Raw genomic sequence first — 17,902 nt, 5'->3', positions numbered from 1 at the left:
GCTATTTATGGCATTAAGGGGTGTTTTGATAGGTTAACGGACACCAGAGCCTTTATTCGGTAGTAAATCGGCATGATTCAGTGATTTTTATGAAAATAAGGTATCCTGTGTCCGCTTAAACGAAAAAAAGGCGATTTTAATCAAAATAAGGTACTCTGTGTCCGCTTAGGTTTAAAACGGTGAAAGCTTAACAGGTTTCAGCAAGGCAGGCCTTTACGTTGAAGAAGCTTCAATCTCAAATCTGTAGGACTGTACTATTGCTTTTCTCAAACAAAAAACACCGCATTGTGCGGTGCTTTTTTTAAGTATTCTTGATTTTTGGCAATATTTTATTTAACGGTACCTTCTTTTCTTTACTCCAAGTCGTTTCATCTAAAGGATCAAATTGTTCAAGATACGAGATTACTTCCTTGGTGATTGGTGTCGGTGTGGACGCACCTGAAGTAACAGCAACGGTTTTCGCATCCTTGATCCAGTCAATGTCCAATTCCGTAATATCAGCAATACGGTAAGATTTTGTTCCGGCTATTTCTTCTGATACTTGAGCTAAGCGGTTTGAATTATTACTTTTTGGATCTCCGACAACGATTAAAACATCCGCCTCGCCAGCTTGCTCAGCAACTGCTTCCTGACGGACTTGGGTGGCCATACAAATTTCATTGTGGACCTCAACATGTGGAAACTTTTGCTCTACCTTTTCCATTATATGTTTAACATCCCATTGGCTCATTGTGGTTTGGTTTGTCACTATGATTTTGTCGGCTTCTAAATGAAGTGCTTCAACGTCTGCTACCGTTTCAACTAAGTGAACAGCATGTGGTGCTACACCTACCGCACCTTCTGGCTCAGGATGCCCTTTTTTGCCTATATATATGATTTGGTATCCTTCTTTTTCTTTTTCTAATATTAAATTATGGGTTTTCGTTACATCGGGACAGGTGGCATCAATGGTTACTAATCCCTTTTGTTTTGCCAGTTCCCTAACTTCTGGGGAGATGCCATGTGCCGTAAAGATGACGGTTCCTTTGTCAACCTTTTCTAAGATCTCGAGTCGGTTCTTTCCGTCAAGAGTAATAATGCCTTCTTCTTCAAAAGCATCTGTGACATGTTTATTGTGGACAATCATGCCAAGAATATATATCGGACGTGGTAACGATTTATCTAAAGCGGCATTGCGGGCAATTACCATTGCATCCACAACTCCGTAACAATAGCCACGAGGTGAGATTTTAATGACCTTCATGAAACAGTTTCCCCCTAATTTGCTTAATTGGTTTATCTATGTATTCATTATATAAGACTACCCGCTATATTTCAAAAACCCATCTCCAAAGAACAATCGTTTCCATAAATGTAAACTGATTCATAAATAAAAAACTACCCGATGTTTGTAAGCTGTTATCAGCTTTCTACAGCGAGTAGATTCATAAAGGGATGCTATACCTATAAAACAATTAATTAAGACTAAATATACATCCTAGGGTAGGAGCGGCGTTCATGAAGCTGCCTATCTTTTGTCTGATTGTGTTCATCGCTACTTTCCTGATCGCCCTCATCATCCTGAATATCTAGGGTTGAAGCTTTATTGGTTCGCTTTTTAAAATCTCCATTACTGCTGGTGTTTCTTAATGAAGAACTCTCATTATCATCATTCAAATGTATTGATGATTCAACTGGTTCATCTTCATTTTCACTGTCTGAAGTCGCGTCTTTTAAGCCACGATACAGCTTCCACATAGCTGGTAAATTTTTGACGAGTGGACCGTATTGTGAAACCATTGGAGTGAATTGTTGAATGGCACTAAGTATCTGTTGAGTATTGTTAAGAAATCCAGAAATGGCAGAAGGATCTGTAATTGATTTTAGAAATGAACCACTTCCTGCGGATGCTGTACCGACTTTACCTGGAGGGAACATTCCAGGGAAACCTCCCATTGGGGGGGTCTTTTTTCTGAAAATCCTTGCAAGCAATCCTCCGCCAGACCTTGTAGGGGTTGATCCCATTTGACCAAAGGGACTCATTTGACCAGTTGACCCCATCATCCTCATTTGCCGCCTAGATGGCCGTTGTTGTCTATACATCATTGGATGATAAGGGAATCGATTATATGGATCAATTTGACCTCTTGGGGGACCCCACTGAAAAGGTGTTTGTTGTCTTCGAACCACAGGAAAACCTCCTTTCAATGCATACATTCTCTCTTTACTCTATGCAGTTATTCACGATAAGGTTAGGTAAATTGGAGGTCAAAAATGCGGATGCTATAAGTTTATTTCAATCCGTGCTGAGGATACTAATAAGATAAGTGGAGATTTATAACAAACTTTATTATAATAACAGGATGGATGTTAGACGAGAAAAGTTAGGAGATAAAGAATGAATAAAACAAAATTTGATCGATATGAGTTTAAACCGTTCATAATAGAAGCGATTGGTGATTTAGGATTTTATGAACCAACGGAAATTCAAAAGCGGATGATTCCGTTAGTAATGAAGGGGGAAAGTACGATTGGCCAGTCACAGACTGGTACAGGAAAAACCCATTCTTATATTTTACCGATCTTACAAAAAATAGATCCTGCACGTCAAGAGGTTCAGGCAGTCATCACTGCTCCAACAAGAGAGCTTGCTGATCAAATCTACCGAGAGATCCTAAAGGTTACATCTCATAGCAAGCCGGGTGAAGAAATATCAGCAAGATGCTTTATGGGCGGAACGGACAAGCAGCGGACAATTGAAAGATTAAAAATACAGCCTCATATTGTTGTTGGAACTCCGGGAAGAATAAATGATTTAGTAAAGGATCAAGCCTTGATTGTTTATACAGCAGACATTCTTGTCGTGGATGAAGCAGACTTGGTTCTCGATATGGGCTTTATTGAAGATGTGGATCAGATCGCATCCCGAATGCAAGAGAACCTTCAAATGTATGTTTTCTCTGCAACCATTCCGGAAAAGCTTAAGCCTTTCCTAAAGAAGTATATGGAGAATCCCAATTTTGTTCACATTGAGCCTAAGCTAGCAGCAGCGGAAAAGATTGACCACCTGCTACTTCCAGGTCGTCATCGAAATAAAGTGGGTTTAACATTTGAAGCCTTAAAGTTATTTAACCCGTATTTGGCCATTGTTTTCACCAATACGAAAAAGACTGCTGACGAAGTGGCCGATGCGCTTATTGAAAAGGGCTTAAAAGTTGGTAGAATCCATGGCGACTTAACTCCGCGTGAGCGGAAAAAGGTGATGAAGCAAGTCAAGGATTTGGAATTTCAGTTCATTGTCGCAACCGATCTTGCGGCACGCGGAATTGATATTGAGGGTGTAAGTCATGTTATTAACTATGAATTACCTGCTGATTTAGATTTTTATGTTCATCGAGTTGGCCGAACAGCTCGCGCAGGTAAATCAGGCGTAGCACTTACAATATATGAGACAGCTGACGAGGATGCTTTAAATCGCCTTGAAAAAATCGGAATCTCCTTTAAAAATGTTGATTTAGCCAAAGGCGAACTGGTCGATATAGGAGATCGCAATAAGCGGAAAAACCGCCAAAAGCAAGGTAATGAAGTAAAAGAGCAAGCCAAATCCCTTGTTCGTAAACCTAAAAAAGTCAAACCTGGCTATAAAAAGAAAATGCAAGCTGAAGTAGAAAAAATCGAAAAACGCCAAAGACGGCTTAATCGAGGAAAAAAATAATAAAAGCTAAAAAGGGGAGAGGGAGCATATGTTAAAAATTGGATCGCATGTATCGATGAGCGGCAGTAAAATGTTGTTAGCAGCAAGTGCAGAGGCGGTTTCCTACGGAGCCAATACATTTATGATTTATACGGGTGCTCCACAAAACACGAGACGAAAGAAAATCGAGGATTTAAATATCGAAGAAGGCCGCAGGCATATGGAGCTTAATGGTATTGATGAAATCGTGGTCCATGCACCGTATATCATTAATATTGGGAATTCAACAAATCCAGATACGTTTGAACTAGGTGTTCGTTTTTTAAGAAGCGAGATTGAACGGACAGAAGCGATTGGGGCAAAGCAAATTGTCCTTCATCCTGGTGCTCATGTTGGAGCTGGGACAGAGTTAGGGATAAAGAAGATCGTTGAAGGACTAAACGAGGTACTGACAGGCAAAGAAAACCTTCAAATTGCCCTTGAAACCATGGCTGGAAAAGGTTCTGAATGCGGCAAGAGTTTTGAAGAATTGGCCATGATTATTGATGGAGTGGTCTACAGTGATAAGCTATCTGTATGCTTTGATACTTGTCATACTCATGATGCCGGGTATAATATCGTGGACGATTTTGATGGGGTTTTAAATGAATTTGATAAAATTATTGGGATTGATCGAATTAAGGTCCTTCACATTAATGACAGTAAAAACGAAAGAGGAATGAGAAAAGACCGTCATGAGAATATCGGTTTTGGCAAAATAGGGTTTCAAACACTCAACTATATTGTCCATCATCCTCAATTAACAAATGTGCCAAAAATTCTAGAGACACCTTATGTCGGTGAAGACAAAAATAATAAGAAGGCTCCATATAAACACGAAATTGCGATGCTTAAAAATCAGATTTTCAATGATAATTTGTTAGATGAAATAATGCAAGGCTAACATAATGATGACAAAAAGCTGTGCTTAAAAACACAGCTTTTTCTTTTTGAAAAATTTAGAAAAATAGGAATAACAGTTTTTATTGAGCTAGTGTAACGAGCAATATTGATTTTGAGCACTCTGTTGATTGGAGCGGAAGGTGCGAGACTCCTGCGGGAGAAGGTGTCACGGGAGACCCCACAGGCGCTATGGCGCCGAGGAGGCTCCAGGACTCCCCCGCGGAAAGGGAGCACCTGGAGCGGAAATCAACAGCCAAATGTAACAGAGCTTTTTATTTTGTAAATGTAATAAACAGTTTGTTTATTTCTCGAGCTGTTTCCGGTCCGGTGATTTTGGCGATATCCTTAATCATTTGGGCCCGCTCGCTGTCTTGAAAAATATTAAGCCTAGTACTTCTTAAGTATTGGGCAATCTTTTCTGCCTGATTTTTAGAAAGGCTGATGTTAAATGGATTCGCGTACTTTAAAAGCTCATCTGAAGTAATTGTTTTTAGCTTATAGTTAATAATATTTTCAAAAATACTCACCTGCATCACTCCTCCTTAATACTTTATGAGCGACTTTTCAGGATCGTGACTAGAAATCGTTCTCGTGCTTGTATATTTCCGTGTACAAGGTAATAATGGTTTACAAAGAGAAGCAGGATATTGTATACTACAACATGTTAAATCGGAATGATTCTGATATAGGGTGATAAAAATGAATCAACATGAACCAATTGTAAAAATACAAGGTGTATCCTACCGGTATGAAAAAGAAAATGTTCTGGAGGATATCAATCTAAGCATTCATAAAGGCGCTTTTCTGGGCATTGTAGGACCAAATGGATCTGGAAAATCAACGCTATTAAAATTAATTTTGGGCTTAATTAGGCCGCAGAGCGGAGAAATTTCTCTTTTTGGACAAGAAATCGCCCGTTTTAAGGATTGGCACAAAATTGGCTATGTATCGCAAAAAGCCAATTCGTTTAACACAGGCTTTCCAGCCACCATATTTGAAGTAGTGGCAAGCGGTTTGACCAAGAAACTTGGCCTATTTCGAAGCTTATCAAAAGAGGACCGCAAAAAGGTGTATCATGCCGTTCAATTAGTCGGAATGGAGTCCCTTATCAATCAAAACATTGGTGAATTGTCAGGCGGGCAGCAACAGCGTGTTTTCATTGCACGAGCACTTGTTAGTGAACCGGAGCTGTTGATCCTTGATGAACCAACGGTTGGCGTTGATGCGAAAAACGTGTCGTCTTTTTATCAATTGCTTGAGGAATTGAACAAACATGAAGGAATCACGCTTTTACTGGTTACTCATGATATTGGGACGATTTCAGATAAAGTGACTCATGTAGCTTGTTTGAATAAGAATCTTCATTTTCATGGGGAAACGAGAGAATTTGAACAGCTTAAATTGGGGGAAATGACAGAGTTCTATGGCCATGATGTTCATGTTTTGACCCATCATCATGCGCATACTGGGGGAACAAATGGATGATTTCAGGAATTTTACAATATGAATTTCTTCAAAACGCTTTTTTAACGGGGATTATAATCGGGATTATTGCTCCGCTGCTTGGGGTTTTTATCGTTGTCAGACGCCTTTCGCTTATCGCAGATGCCTTGAGTCATGTAACTTTAGCAGGGATTGCCGCAAGCTTACTGCTTTCAAAACAATTTGCTGTGTTTGCAAATTTAAATCCACTGTATTTGGGAATAGCTTTTTCAGTTACCGGCTCGATATTTATTGAAAAATTAAGAAGTGTTTATAAGCATTATCAAGAATTGGCGATTCCGATTATTTTATCCGGGGGAATTGGTTTAGGCGTTATTTTTATTTCTTTAGCTGATGGATTTAATACGGATCTATATAGTTATTTGTTCGGAAGTGTGAGCGCGGTAAGTCGTTCCGATCTATGGACAATTTTGTTGATAAGCCTTTTAGTTGTTACGATTGTTTTTCTATTGTATAAAGAATTGTTTCTGCTTTCTTTTGATGAGGAATATGCAAAAGCATCGGGGATTGCCGCAAAAAGTGTTCATTTCATCTTTATTGTCATGGTGGCCCTCGTTATTGCAGCCTCAATGCGAATTGTAGGAATCCTGCTGGTGTCATCATTAATGACATTACCGGTTGCTGCGAGCATTCGGATTGCAAAAGGATTTAAACAAACGATTATTTATTCCGTTATTTTTGGGGAAACAGCCGTGCTCGGCGGTCTGTTCAGCTCATATTATTTGGATTTGGCTCCAGGGGGAACAATTGTTGTCTTGGCGGTGTTTATTTTAATTATTACCATTTTAATAAAAAAAATAAAAAATTTACGTCCTGTATGATTTTGGGGTGATAATTGTGAATGTAACGGATGCACTAAATTTATTAAAAGATCAAGGATTTAAGTACACAGGAAAAAGAGAAGAGATTCTTCAGCTTTTTGCAGACCATAATAAATATTTAACGGCTAAAGATGTTTTAGATCATATGAAGGATCGCTATCCAGGATTAAGCTTTGATACAATCTACCGCAATTTATCTTTATTTGTTGAACTGGGAATTTTTGAAATGACAGAATTAGCGGGTGAAAAGCATTTCCGTTTTACTTGTTCCCATCAACATCATCACCATCATTTTATTTGCTTGGAATGTGGCAAAACAAAAGAAATTGCAGCCTGCCCAATGGCAGGGCTTCTAGAAGATTTAAAGGGATACGACATTACCGGCCATAAGTTTGAGATCTATGGCAGATGTCCAGAATGTCAATGAAAAAAAACGGCTACTATTTAGCCGTTTTTTTCATCTTTTTAGCCAATTTTCAACCCATTCATACGCCTCATTCCAATGATTGACGCGGATAACTCCATCAGGAATCGGGTCTTGATTATAAGGGGTGTTAAACAAGATAACCGGAATTTTACATTCTTCATGGATCATAACAGCATTATCATGCTTATCCTCAAAAAATACATCGACCTGGTAATTTTTTGCTGCGCTAATTTTATCATGGCTGCCAATTAAATCAATGTGGTCAAATTTTAGTTTATTATTAATAAACCAATCCTTTGTAATCTTGAGCAGGTTCGATCTTCTTGCACTAATAAAAAATAATTCATGCTTTTGCTCCCATTGGGATAAAACTTCCTTTGCCCCTTGAGCTAATGGAGAGTTGGCATAAATTTCAGGCTCCGTTTCGATAAACCATTTCGCTAACTCCTCACTTGAGACATTAACAAAAGGAGAAAGATCATATTGAGTAATATCCGCTAACGTTAAATTTAAATTAAATGCAGAGTTTAAATATGGTACCAATGATGTTGGACAAGTAACGGTACCATCTATATCAATTCCAAAACGTTTTCTCATGAAGAAATTGCCCCTTTCAAAAAATCAATTGTAGAAAAAACTAAGAAAGATACAACATAACAGTTAAACATTAACATAGTGAAACCATGCAGTTTCGCAAACAATATAAATGCTCCATTAATGAAAGCGAGGGATCAGATCAATATGGCAGAAGAGCGTTATGGAACTCCTACACGTGGACTTCAAGAAGACCGAACTGTAGATATTCAACACCGTTTACCTGCACCTAATAATATTGAAGAAACCTCAGCTGAGATTGCAGCACCCGTTCCATTGACTAGGAATGTAAGAATGGATCAAAATACCGACACTCAAACAGAAGCGGGAGCAGCAGGGAGAGGTGTTGGGTTTACAGCCTTAGCTTTATCGATTATCTCTCTGTTTGTTTTACCGATTCTATTTGGTGCGGCAGGGATTATCCTCGGGTTTGTTGCGAGACGCAGGGGAGCTGAAAGCCTTGGTAATTGGGCAATTGGTTTAGGCGCAATTTCCATTATCGTTGGTATTTTCATTCTCCCGTTCTTTTAAAAACTTCATTGTGGGGCAATAAAAAACGCTTGGCATCTAGCCAGGCGTTTTCTTAGTTTAAGGTCTAGCTCTGTGTCTCGGAATGTTTCGCAAAGTATTCCTCAGCGACTTGGTCGATTTCTTTTTTTAATTCCTCAACCATGATTTCCTCGGGAACTTTTCGGACAATTTTTCCTTTACGGAAAAGGAGACCTTCGCCTCTTGCACCGGCAATTCCAATATCTGCTTCTCTTGCTTCCCCAGGTCCATTAACCGCACAGCCAAGAACGGCCACTTTGATTGGCGCTTTAATTTTTTGAATATATTCTTCGACTTCATTCGCGATGCTAATAAGATCAATCTCAATTCGACCGCAGGTTGGACAAGAAATCAACGTTGCTGCATTTGAGGAAAGCCCAAATACTTTTAACAGTTCTCTGGCAACCTTAACCTCTTCAACTGGGTCAGCACTTAAGCTAATCCTTAAAGTATTACCAATCCCTTTGCTTAATATAGCACCAAGTCCTGCAGCGCTTTTTACGGTTCCCGCAAATAATGTTCCAGATTCAGTAATCCCAAGGTGTAGAGGATAATCAAATGCTTGCGCCGCTTTTTCATAAGCTTCGATTGCGAGTGGTACATCCGAAGCCTTCATCGATACGATGATATCATGAAAATCGAGATCCTCTAAAATTTTAATATGATGCAGGGCACTCTCCACCATGCCATCAGCAGTTGGATACCCGTATTTATCTAAAATTCGTTTTTCTAAAGAACCAGCATTTACCCCGATTCGAATCGGAATTCCGCGTTCTTTGGCAGCCTTGACAACTGCTTCTACTTTTTCCCGTTTTCCAATATTACCGGGGTTAATCCGAATTTTATCAGCTCCACCTTCGATAGCTTTTAGAGCTAACTTATAATCGAAATGAATATCTACAACTAATGGGATATTAATCCTGCTCTTAATCTCAGCAATGGCATTGGCCGCTCTTTCATCCGGACAGGCAACGCGGACTATTTGGCACCCTGCCTCTTCAAGCCGTTTAATTTCGGCAACTGTAGCCTCCACATCATGTGTTTTTGTGGTAGTCATACTTTGAATAACTAACTCATTACTTCCGCCAATGGTTAAATTCCCTACCTTAATTGGACGTGTTTTAGTACGATGTATTATTTCACTCAATGGTGGTTCGCTCCTTTAAATAATGGAATGTTGTGTAAAACATTCTGTATCATCACTGTTTTATTGTAACAATGATTGACCGTCGTTGACAAGAATCACGCTGACCACGGCAGTTAATCCTTCTCCTCATAGGTTGGGAATTTGTATTGATGTCCAATTTGAATCGTTTCTGGTTTTATCCCTTCATTTAATTTCCTAAAATCAGAAATTACTTTTGAGATGGATACAGGAAGAGGATGGGTAGAGTTTTTCTCAACAATTGACAGCACTGTGTCTCCTGGCTTTACTTCTTCTACAGAATAAGGAAGCTGAATGGAGGAAGAAGCAGGAACAGCAAGTTCTTCTTCTTGTTGTGGAATGGTCCCTTGAGTAAGGTCATGGTAAATCACGTAAAGGACTAGAACTGTAAACAATAAACCGATTAACCGTTTCACTTAGGACACCTACCCATAAAGAAAGTTTGTCCAATGTATATGTCAGTAGAAAGGGAAATAGAACTAATAAGAGGGATAATGTTTGCTGTAAGCAAAAAAAAACGCGCTTAGAGGCGCGTTTACGGTTGTTTTGTTTGGGGAATCTCTTTTATTGCTAAAAATAAAACGATATAGGCTACGAGCCAGTGGAGAAAAAAACCACCTGGAACAACTGTTTTTAATGCGGCCATAACTGTAAAAAAGAGAGTAGGTAAGGTAACGCTATAAGCCGACATTCTCCAAAGATGTCCATATGTTAATTTTCTTCCAATGATGTTTTTAATGATTAGACCAAGAAGAGCGAGAATCGAAATTTCAACAAATTTTACTCCAGAGGAGAAAATATAATTAAATAGGATTAACAGCGGTATGATGATAATCAACGAATTATCGATACTGTCAATTAATTCCACTAAATCACTTTTTGTTAATGTATAATCCTCTAACATGGAATACGCATAGGATTGTGTTTGTCCACCCGCCATAAAAACCATTTCATTTTTTAGCATAGCGACGCCATTGTCAATCTGATCAAAATCGCTTGGGCTAGCATTACCAGAGGAGTCAAACACAATGACAAATCCATTTTCGTTAATGGTGAGCGGCTTATCCAACTTTGATTCCAGTTGGCCGTTTTCAATCGTGAAGGAAGGAAATTCTCTGCTTATCGTTTCTTTAGCAGACTCAACTCCGTCGCTTATCGCAGTGCTCATATAGTACATGGAAGGAATGATCGAGAGCAAGGTTAATAGAAAAACAAATAGAATGGTTTTTCCAATTCCTTGAAATCGAAAAAAAGCAATATCTTTAGGAGAATAGCTGCTTTTTACTAATTGCTTAAAAACGTTCATGAAATCACACCTTTTTTATATTCAACATCTTATTTTATCGTTTCTAAATAGTATTGTACAAGCAAACAGTCATTTTGCACCAACCAAATGTTAAATTAATCGTGCAAAGCTGGGGAGAATTTTATGAAAGAGGGGATAGTGTTAAAATAAGGAAGATAAGATTTTTTTACATTTTAGGAGGAACGAATGTCAATTATATTTTGGGTTGTTATTGTTTTATTATTTGCCATCGCTTTTGTAGGTCTTATTTATCCGATCATACCAAGCGTATTATTTATTCTTGACGGTTTTTTGGTATACGGATTCACCTTTTCTTTTGAACCTTTTGGCTGGTTATTTTGGTCGGTACAAAGCTTGTTTATTATTTTACTCTTCGGAGCGGATTATTTGGCTAATATCATTGGTGTGAAACGATATGGTGGAACAAAGGCCGGTGTATGGGGAAGCACGATCGGTTTAATAATCGGCCCATTTATCATTCCTGTCCTAGGTATCCTGATTGGTCCTTTTTTAGGAGCCGTTATTGCTGAAATATTGGTGAATAAAACAAGTATAAAAGAAGCACTAAAGATTGGTCTAGGTTCTGTGGTCGGTTTTATAAGCGGTGTGGTGACAAAGGGCATCATACAGGCAGTGATGATTGTGTATTTTTTCATTCTTGTTTTATAAAACGTTTGTGTAAAGATGTACAAACACGAAATTCACAGTGTAGTTCATTTCGCGGACACCAATGCCGCTATTTAAGCAAAAATGGGGTGTTTTGATCAATTAGCGGACACCAGAGCCTTTATTCGTTCGTAACTGGTCCTGATTCAGTGGTTTTTATGAAAATAAGGTATCCTATGTCCGGTAAATCTAAAAAAAGGGTGATTTTATCAAAATAACGGCCTCTGTGTCCGATTGGGTGTAAACGAAACGAAAGAGGTTGAGAGGATTCGTTTATTGTAAAAGCAGTTTCAAATTAGTAAACAAAAAGCACCGCATTTGCGGTGCGATTTTTTATTCATGATAACGAAACTTTTGTAAGAAGGACAATCTATTGTATAAGAGCCCGCTGGTTGTAACAGCTAAGGGCAATCTAGTTATTAATTTACACCGCAAATCTCATATGGACAGTTTTGACAATCAACATGATGTTTTAGGTAGGCTAAATCTTTGACGATAAATTTTTGCTGACGGTAAATGAGTACATCATTTTCTCTGAGTTCTTTAAGAAGCCTTTGAATGACTTCCCTCGTTCCATAAGTTAGGTTGGCTAATTCTTGATGGGTTAAAGGAAGATCGATTAGAATCCCTTCATCTGTCATTACACCGTAGCTATTACATAGTCGGATTAGAACAGAATATAAACCGCCTTTTTTACCATTCATAATAAGATCTTGGCATTTCATTTGGGCTTTCAAATACTTGGTGCTCATCCAATGACTAAATGTTTGGAGTGCAGAAATGTTTTCCTCAAGGAATTTTTCAAAATCATCCTTTTTTATCATTAGCATTTCACAATCTGTTATTGTTTTTGCACTATAGTGATACCGTGGTGAAGGATTAAATATTTGATATTCAATCAGGAGTTCTTCTCCACTTAAGATTTTAAGGATAAATTCTTTTCCTTTAAAGTGAACCCTACCAACAGCAACAGTTCCTTTGAGCATAATATACACATGTTGAACGGGATCTTTCTCTTGAAAAAGTAATGTCCCAGGTTTTATTTTTTGAACGGTCTCATTATTACTAAAATTTCTGATCATGACTTGATAAAGACTATGACTTGTTTTTATCATTATTCTCACCTCGATGAATGCCTTCACCTTGATTTAAAAGAAAAGTTAGCATCATGTCAATATTGAATGAGGGCTTAACAACACTCCAAAGAGGCAAAAGCGACAAAAATCATAGACAAATCAAGGTTTGTAAAATGGTGACAAATTTCCGAAAAATTTCATTAACGGTCGTATACATTCAACATTCATCGGATATTATAATTATGTTCCAATGAGCATTTTATTTGATAGGGTTTTCTAAGTTTGGTAAATTAAAAATATAATCTTTTAGAAACATTCTAAATTGAGAATAATGGGAATGTTTTTGAAGTAATTTTTTTGTTACATAAGGAGGAATTTTATAATGGCTTTTGAATTACCGCAATTACCTTATGCTTATGATGCATTAGAACCACACATTGACACTCAGACAATGAATATTCATCACACTAAACATCACAACACATATGTAACCAACTTAAATAACGCTCTTGAGGGGAACGAGGAACTTCTTGGTAAATCTGTTGAAGAAGTAATCGCAAATTTAGACGCAGTTCCTGAAGCTGTGCGTACTGCAGTACGCAACAATGGTGGTGGACATGCAAACCATTCATTGTTCTGGCAACTGCTTTCTCCAAATGGCGGTGGTGAGCCAACTGGTGAATTAGCAGATGCGATCAACAAAAAATTTGGTAGCTTTGAAAACTTTAAAGCTGAATTCACTAAAGCTGCAACTACTCGTTTTGGTTCAGGTTGGGCTTGGCTTTCTGTTAACAATGGGGAGTTAGAAGTAACAAGCACTGCAAATCAGGATTCTCCATTAATGGAAGGTAAGACTCCTGTATTAGGTTTAGACGTATGGGAACATGCTTATTACCTAAAATATCAAAACCGTCGCCCTGATTACATCACTTCCTTCTGGAATGTTGTAAATTGGGATGAAGTATCTAAACGTTACAACGAAGCAAAATAATAAAGCTTTAAGCAGTAGACTTTATGTTTACTGCTTTTTTATTTTTTTGGCTGTGTTAAAGTTCATTGTTGATTTTCGGCACATAGTTGATTGGAGCGGAAGGTGCTCGACTCCTGCGGGAGCAGCGGGTCAGGTGAGACCCCGCAGGCGTAAAACGCCGAGGAGGCTCAGCGCCCGCCCCGCGGAAAGCGAGCACCTGCAACGGAAATCAACAGACAAATATAAGACTGCCTATTTTTTAAAACCATTCATTTCATAAACCGTATATCTCCATAATTTTAGTAAAGACTACCCTTTAGATAAAAGGGGAGTTTTTTTATGATTAATTTGAAGAGATTACTTGGTGAAATTGAACTTACAAAGGATTTTAAACTATTGCTTATTATCGGAGGGCTGTATTCAATCAGTACCTCTCTCTCTAATACGTTTGTAAATATTTACTTATGGAAGCAGTCAGGACAGTTTTTCGATATAGGACTTTATAATCTTTCAGTAGTGGTGCTTCAGCCGATTACCTTTATATTGGCTGGAAGATGGGCTAAAAAAATGGATCGAGTCATTGTGTTAAGAATAGGAGTATCGTTTTTAGCCCTTTTTTATTTAGCCGTGTTATTTTCAGGTACAAAAGCATCTGATTTACTGCTTTTATTAGGAGGCATACTTGGGGTCGGATATGGCTTTTACTGGTTAGCGTTTAACGTTCTTACTTTTGAAATCACCGAGCCTGAAACAAGAGATTTTTTTAATGGCTTTTTAGGCGTATTAACTTCTATTGGTGGTATGATTGGGCCGATTGCAGCGGGATTTATTATCTCTCGTTTAGAAAATTCGACGGGGTACACCATTGTTTTTGGGCTCTCATTAGGCTTGTTTTCACTGGCTGTCTTTTTAAGCTTTTTTTTAAAAAGACGCCCTGCCTATGGGAAGTATTGGTTTCAAAGAATATTAACGGAACGGAAACACAACTTTAACTGGCGTATGATTACCAATGCAAACTTCTTTCAAGGTTTGCGAGAAGGGACCTTTGTATTTATCATTTCAGTATTTGTTTTTGTTTCAACGGGGAGCGAATTAGCACTAGGTACCTTTGGCCTGATCAACTCGGGCGTATCCTTTCTTGCCTATTTCTTTGTCTCCAAAATGATTAAAAGAAATCATCGGAAAAAGGCTATTCTTCTAGGGGGGTTGATCCTCTATTCATCCATTTTTCTAATTGTATTTGATATTACATACACAAAACTCCTTATCTATGCAGCAACTATTGCCATTGCTTATCCGCTTTTACTTGTTCCTTATATGTCGATGACATACGATGTAATCGGAAGAGGCTGGAACGCTGCCGAAATGAGAATTGAATACATAGTAGTTAGAGAAATATTTCTTAACTTAGGGAGATTTGTGTCAATTGTGTTATTTTTACTGGCGATTACACTTTTTGACGAGCAGAAAAGTATCCCAATTTTATTGTTACTAATCGGTGCTGGACACACATGTATTTATATTTTTATAAGAAAAATCCACCTTTCAAGTTTATAAGTGCTGTTGAAAAACGGAAGTTAACATCGTCCGTTTTTCTTTTTTTGATAGGCTGTGTTAAACTTGACTGTTGATTTCCGCTCCAGGCGCTTGCTTTCCGCGGGGCGGGCGGTGAGCCTCCTCGGAGCTAAAGCTCCTGTGGGGTCTCACCTGTCTCGCTGCTCCCGCAGGAGTCAAGCGCCTTCCGCTCCAATCAACATTGTGTAAAAAAATCAACACTGAGCTTTAACACAGCCTTTTGATAAAAGGGAGTTGGAAAATAAAATGTTGGTAATCTGTGTTCTACGATAGATAAATTTTCTTTTTTCTTTTAAAATGAATAATAGACTAAAAAATAGTGAGCCAATGTTTATATATAAAAGGAAGTGTTAAATCCTGTGAATAAATCAAAGAAGAAAAAAACACATGTCCCGTTTCGGCTAAACATGCTGTTTTTTGCGGTGTTTTTGTTGTTTTCAACCTTGATTTTACGGCTTGGGGTTGTCCAAATTGTCTATGGGGACGATTTTAAGCGTGAAATAGAACGGACAGAAGATGTAACTGTGAACAATCCTGTTCCGCGTGGAAAAATGTATGATCGTAGCGGAAAGGTAATTGTCGATAATATCCCATTGAACGCGATTACGTATACAAAGTATCAAGGAACGAGCCAAGAAGAGATGCTTGAAGTGGCAGAAAAATTGGCCACACTCATTTATAAGGATCCAAAAAAGGTTCAAGAACGTGATAAAAAAGATTTCTGGATCATGAAAAATCCAGAAAAGGCAAAAGAGAAAATTACCAAAAAAGAGTGGGATCAATTCGAAGCTAAAAAGCTGGATGATAAGGATATTTATAAACTCCAATTAAAGCGGATCACCGAGGAAGAGCTAAAAGAGCTTAGCGAGGATGATCTTGAAGTATTGGCGATATATAGAGAGTTCAACAGCGGATATGCACTGACGCCGCAAATAGTTAAGAATGAAAATGTAACTCCTCAAGAATTTGCAGCGGTAAGCGAGAATTTAGAATCGCTTCCTGGGGTTGATACAACTACTGATTGGAAACGAAACTATATCTTTGATAAAACGTTACAATCCGTTTTAGGAAATGTATCAACGTCTGACGAAGGTCTTCCGTCTGAGCAATTGGACTATTATTTATCTAGAGATTACAACCGTAATGACCGGGTTGGAAAAAGCTATATTGAAATGCAGTACGAAGATGTTCTAACAGGCCAAAAGGCTAAGGTGAAAAATAAAACCGATAAAGCGGGAAATGTGCTGAGCACTGAAGTGATTTCAGAAGGGCAAAGAGGAAAGGATCTTGTCCTAACCATAGATATGGACTTGCAGCGGGCTGTTGAAACAATCATTGAAGAAGAACTTTTGAATATGAAAAAGCAACCAAGAACAGCACTTCTTGATCGAGCATATGTGGTATTAATGGACCCAAATACCGGTGAAATTTTAACAATGGCCGGAAAACGAATTGTTAAGGATGAATCCGGAACGGCTGTCATGCAGGATGATGCACTTGGCAACATTACAACTACGTATAATGTTGGGTCCGCGGTAAAAGGAGCGACGGTATTAACCGGGCTTAAAGCAGGGGCTATTACGACATCAACCACTTTTCAAGATTCGCCGATTAAAATTAAGGGAACTCCAGAGAAATCCTCGTGGAAAAATCTCGGTCGCGTGAATATTGTTAATGCATTGAAATACTCATCAAACGTTTTTATGTTTCATACTGCAATCAATATTGGGGGAGGAACATATCAATACGATCGCCCACTTCCGTTAAACCCTAAAGGGTTTAATACAATTCGCGATTCTTTTGCCCAATTTGGTTTAGGTGTTAGAACCGGAATTGATTTACCAAATGAACAAGTTGGTTTTAAAGGGCAAAGCACTTTACCAGGGTTCATGTTAGACTTAGTAATCGGGCAGTATGACACATACTCTGCTATGCAACTTGCCCAATATGTGTCTGCAGTGGCTAATGGAGGATACCGAATCCAGCCTCATATCGTTAAGGAGATAAGAGACCCAGTCCTTGATAATAAAGAACTTGGGCCGATTTTCCAACAAATCGGAACAAATGTGTTAAACAAGGTAGATGCTAAGGAAGAGTGGATTGACCTTGTACAGACCGGATTTAAGAAGGTAATGCAAGAATCAGGTGGGACTGCGTACAGTAAGTTTGGCGGAGCCTCATATCAACCAGCTGGTAAAACAGGGACTGCTCAAGCTTTTTATGATGGTCCTGAACGAAAAAATTATGGTAAAGAACCACCAGAAGTTATGAATTTAAGTTTAGTTAGTTATGCACCTTCTGATAATCCAGAAGTGGCCATGGCTGTTCTTGTTCCGTGGGCCTATCAAGGTGATAAAGGTCCAAGTCCAAATCTCGAAATTGGGAGAAGGGTACTAGATACCTATTTCAATTTGAAAAATGAAAAACTAAATCAAGCTCAACAAAACCCCACTCCAAACGCAGGTGACGGCACCGCTGTTCAAGAGAATCAAGGAGCTGGACAATAATCGAAAAAAGAAACTGTCTCAATAGAGGCAGTTTCTTTTTTGCTTTTTAGGGAATAATAACTTCACTATTTGTTATTCAAATGAAACCAGCAAATTTAACACGACAAATTTACACAAGATTCGTCCAA

General features: G+C 38.4%; 18 protein-coding genes. 10 read left to right on the top strand and 8 right to left on the bottom strand.

What is annotated here, in order from left to right:
* Window positions 1-301: 301 nt before the first annotated feature.
* Together ACI48O_RS12655 and vrrA are read right to left on the bottom strand one after the other, a co-directional pair.
* Window positions 302-1,243, bottom strand: coding sequence for a 4-hydroxy-3-methylbut-2-enyl diphosphate reductase (locus tag ACI48O_RS12655; protein WP_435562175.1), 942 nt, complete (start codon window positions 1,241-1,243; stop codon window positions 302-304).
* 221 nt (window positions 1,244-1,464) lie between these two features.
* A complete protein-coding gene (vrrA, locus tag ACI48O_RS12650; protein WP_435562174.1) occupies window positions 1,465-2,169 on the bottom strand; it encodes a VrrA/YqfQ family protein in 705 nt (234 codons plus the stop codon).
* Window positions 2,170-2,377: 208 nt separating this feature from the next.
* Here vrrA and ACI48O_RS12645 point away from each other — a divergent pair, with 208 nt between their 5' ends.
* Complete coding sequence (locus ACI48O_RS12645) at window positions 2,378-3,694, top strand: DEAD/DEAH box helicase (protein WP_435562173.1); 1,317 nt, start codon at window positions 2,378-2,380, stop codon at window positions 3,692-3,694.
* A gap of 28 nt (window positions 3,695-3,722) precedes the next feature.
* Complete coding sequence (locus ACI48O_RS12640; protein WP_435562172.1) at window positions 3,723-4,616, top strand: deoxyribonuclease IV; 894 nt, start codon at window positions 3,723-3,725, stop codon at window positions 4,614-4,616.
* Window positions 4,617-4,887: 271 nt separating this feature from the next.
* Here the strand turns inward: ACI48O_RS12640 and ACI48O_RS12635 are convergent, their stop codons facing one another.
* Entirely contained in the window at window positions 4,888-5,148 is a 261-nt protein-coding gene (locus tag ACI48O_RS12635) for a DUF2624 domain-containing protein (protein WP_435562171.1), read from the bottom strand.
* A gap of 166 nt (window positions 5,149-5,314) precedes the next feature.
* On the opposite strand from ACI48O_RS12635, the gene ACI48O_RS12630 reads away from it, so the two are divergent.
* From ACI48O_RS12630 to ACI48O_RS12620, 3 genes are read left to right on the top strand one after another with little or no spacing between them, the layout of a single operon-like run.
* Window positions 5,315-6,100 carry a metal ABC transporter ATP-binding protein gene (locus ACI48O_RS12630; RefSeq protein ID WP_435562170.1) on the top strand — a complete coding sequence of 262 codons (786 nt, stop codon included), beginning with the start codon at window positions 5,315-5,317 and terminating at the stop codon, window positions 6,098-6,100.
* Window positions 6,097-6,939, top strand: a complete 843-nt coding sequence (locus ACI48O_RS12625) for a metal ABC transporter permease (protein ID WP_435562169.1) — start codon at window positions 6,097-6,099, stop codon at window positions 6,937-6,939. The genes ACI48O_RS12630 and ACI48O_RS12625 overlap by 4 nt, the downstream gene beginning before the upstream one ends.
* Window positions 6,940-6,955: 16 nt before the next feature.
* Window positions 6,956-7,366, top strand: a complete 411-nt coding sequence (locus ACI48O_RS12620) for a Fur family transcriptional regulator (protein ID WP_435562168.1) — start codon at window positions 6,956-6,958, stop codon at window positions 7,364-7,366.
* A gap of 30 nt (window positions 7,367-7,396) precedes the next feature.
* Here the strand turns inward: ACI48O_RS12620 and ACI48O_RS12615 are convergent, their stop codons facing one another.
* Window positions 7,397-7,963, bottom strand: a complete 567-nt coding sequence (locus tag ACI48O_RS12615; RefSeq protein WP_435562167.1) for a hypothetical protein — start codon at window positions 7,961-7,963, stop codon at window positions 7,397-7,399.
* A 144-nt stretch (window positions 7,964-8,107) separates the two neighbouring features.
* Here ACI48O_RS12615 and ACI48O_RS12610 point away from each other — a divergent pair, with 144 nt between their 5' ends.
* Window positions 8,108-8,491 carry a hypothetical protein gene (locus ACI48O_RS12610; RefSeq protein ID WP_435562166.1) on the top strand — a complete coding sequence of 128 codons (384 nt, stop codon included), beginning with the start codon at window positions 8,108-8,110 and terminating at the stop codon, window positions 8,489-8,491.
* A gap of 64 nt (window positions 8,492-8,555) precedes the next feature.
* Here the strand turns inward: ACI48O_RS12610 and ispG are convergent, their stop codons facing one another.
* The 3 genes from ispG to ACI48O_RS12595 form a co-directional block, all read right to left on the bottom strand.
* A complete protein-coding gene (ispG, locus tag ACI48O_RS12605; protein ID WP_435562245.1) occupies window positions 8,556-9,647 on the bottom strand; it encodes a flavodoxin-dependent (E)-4-hydroxy-3-methylbut-2-enyl-diphosphate synthase in 1,092 nt (363 codons plus the stop codon).
* A gap of 122 nt (window positions 9,648-9,769) precedes the next feature.
* On the bottom strand, window positions 9,770-10,090 hold the full coding sequence (locus tag ACI48O_RS12600; protein ID WP_435562165.1) for a LysM peptidoglycan-binding domain-containing protein: 321 nt from the start codon (window positions 10,088-10,090) through the stop codon (window positions 9,770-9,772).
* A 119-nt stretch (window positions 10,091-10,209) separates the two neighbouring features.
* Window positions 10,210-10,980 carry a DUF1189 domain-containing protein gene (locus ACI48O_RS12595; RefSeq protein WP_435562164.1) on the bottom strand — a complete coding sequence of 257 codons (771 nt, stop codon included), beginning with the start codon at window positions 10,978-10,980 and terminating at the stop codon, window positions 10,210-10,212.
* 186 nt (window positions 10,981-11,166) lie between these two features.
* Here ACI48O_RS12595 and ACI48O_RS12590 point away from each other — a divergent pair, with 186 nt between their 5' ends.
* Window positions 11,167-11,649, top strand: coding sequence for a DUF456 domain-containing protein (locus ACI48O_RS12590; RefSeq protein WP_435562163.1), 483 nt, complete (start codon window positions 11,167-11,169; stop codon window positions 11,647-11,649).
* A 416-nt stretch (window positions 11,650-12,065) separates the two neighbouring features.
* Here the strand turns inward: ACI48O_RS12590 and ACI48O_RS12585 are convergent, their stop codons facing one another.
* Window positions 12,066-12,761 carry a Crp/Fnr family transcriptional regulator gene (locus tag ACI48O_RS12585; RefSeq protein WP_435562162.1) on the bottom strand — a complete coding sequence of 232 codons (696 nt, stop codon included), beginning with the start codon at window positions 12,759-12,761 and terminating at the stop codon, window positions 12,066-12,068.
* A gap of 343 nt (window positions 12,762-13,104) precedes the next feature.
* Between ACI48O_RS12585 and ACI48O_RS12580 the strand changes: the two genes are divergently transcribed.
* From ACI48O_RS12580 to ACI48O_RS12570, 3 genes are all read left to right on the top strand, one after another.
* Window positions 13,105-13,713: a superoxide dismutase gene (locus ACI48O_RS12580; protein ID WP_435562161.1), complete on the top strand. Its 609-nt coding sequence runs from the start codon at window positions 13,105-13,107 to the stop codon at window positions 13,711-13,713.
* Between the two features lie 318 nt (window positions 13,714-14,031).
* A complete protein-coding gene (locus ACI48O_RS12575; protein ID WP_435562160.1) occupies window positions 14,032-15,249 on the top strand; it encodes an MFS transporter in 1,218 nt (405 codons plus the stop codon).
* Window positions 15,250-15,626: 377 nt separating this feature from the next.
* A complete protein-coding gene (locus ACI48O_RS12570) occupies window positions 15,627-17,774 on the top strand; it encodes a peptidoglycan D,D-transpeptidase FtsI family protein (RefSeq protein ID WP_435562159.1) in 2,148 nt (715 codons plus the stop codon).
* The last annotated feature ends 128 nt before the right edge of the window (window positions 17,775-17,902 follow it).

The organism is Neobacillus terrisolis, from assembly GCF_051233475.1.
Lineage (GTDB): Bacteria > Bacillota > Bacilli > Bacillales > Cytobacillaceae > Bacillus_BU.
Note: the sequence above shows the minus strand (reverse complement) of the source record. Positions and strands in the feature narration are given on the sequence as shown.

What these genes read in the sequence shown, in the direction of transcription:
- ACI48O_RS12640 (WP_435562172.1), top strand. Translation starts at nt 3,723, where the DNA reads ATGTTAAAAATTGGATCGCATGTATCGATGAGCGGCAGTAAAATGTTG.
- ACI48O_RS12580 (WP_435562161.1), top strand. Translation starts at nt 13,105, where the DNA reads ATGGCTTTTGAATTACCGCAATTACCTTATGCTTATGATGCATTAGAA.
- ACI48O_RS12610 (WP_435562166.1), top strand. Translation starts at nt 8,108, where the DNA reads ATGGCAGAAGAGCGTTATGGAACTCCTACACGTGGACTTCAAGAAGAC.
- ACI48O_RS12655 (WP_435562175.1), bottom strand. Translation starts at nt 1,243, where the DNA reads ATGAAGGTCATTAAAATCTCACCTCGTGGCTATTGTTACGGAGTTGTG.
- ACI48O_RS12595 (WP_435562164.1), bottom strand. Translation starts at nt 10,980, where the DNA reads ATGAACGTTTTTAAGCAATTAGTAAAAAGCAGCTATTCTCCTAAAGAT.
- ACI48O_RS12575 (WP_435562160.1), top strand. Translation starts at nt 14,032, where the DNA reads ATGATTAATTTGAAGAGATTACTTGGTGAAATTGAACTTACAAAGGAT.
- ACI48O_RS12615 (WP_435562167.1), bottom strand. Translation starts at nt 7,963, where the DNA reads ATGAGAAAACGTTTTGGAATTGATATAGATGGTACCGTTACTTGTCCA.
- ACI48O_RS12635 (WP_435562171.1), bottom strand. Translation starts at nt 5,148, where the DNA reads ATGCAGGTGAGTATTTTTGAAAATATTATTAACTATAAGCTAAAAACA.
- ACI48O_RS12630 (WP_435562170.1), top strand. Translation starts at nt 5,315, where the DNA reads ATGAATCAACATGAACCAATTGTAAAAATACAAGGTGTATCCTACCGG.
- ACI48O_RS12590 (WP_435562163.1), top strand. Translation starts at nt 11,167, where the DNA reads ATGTCAATTATATTTTGGGTTGTTATTGTTTTATTATTTGCCATCGCT.
- ACI48O_RS12625 (WP_435562169.1), top strand. Translation starts at nt 6,097, where the DNA reads ATGATTTCAGGAATTTTACAATATGAATTTCTTCAAAACGCTTTTTTA.
- ACI48O_RS12645 (WP_435562173.1), top strand. Translation starts at nt 2,378, where the DNA reads ATGAATAAAACAAAATTTGATCGATATGAGTTTAAACCGTTCATAATA.
- ACI48O_RS12585 (WP_435562162.1), bottom strand. Translation starts at nt 12,761, where the DNA reads ATGATAAAAACAAGTCATAGTCTTTATCAAGTCATGATCAGAAATTTT.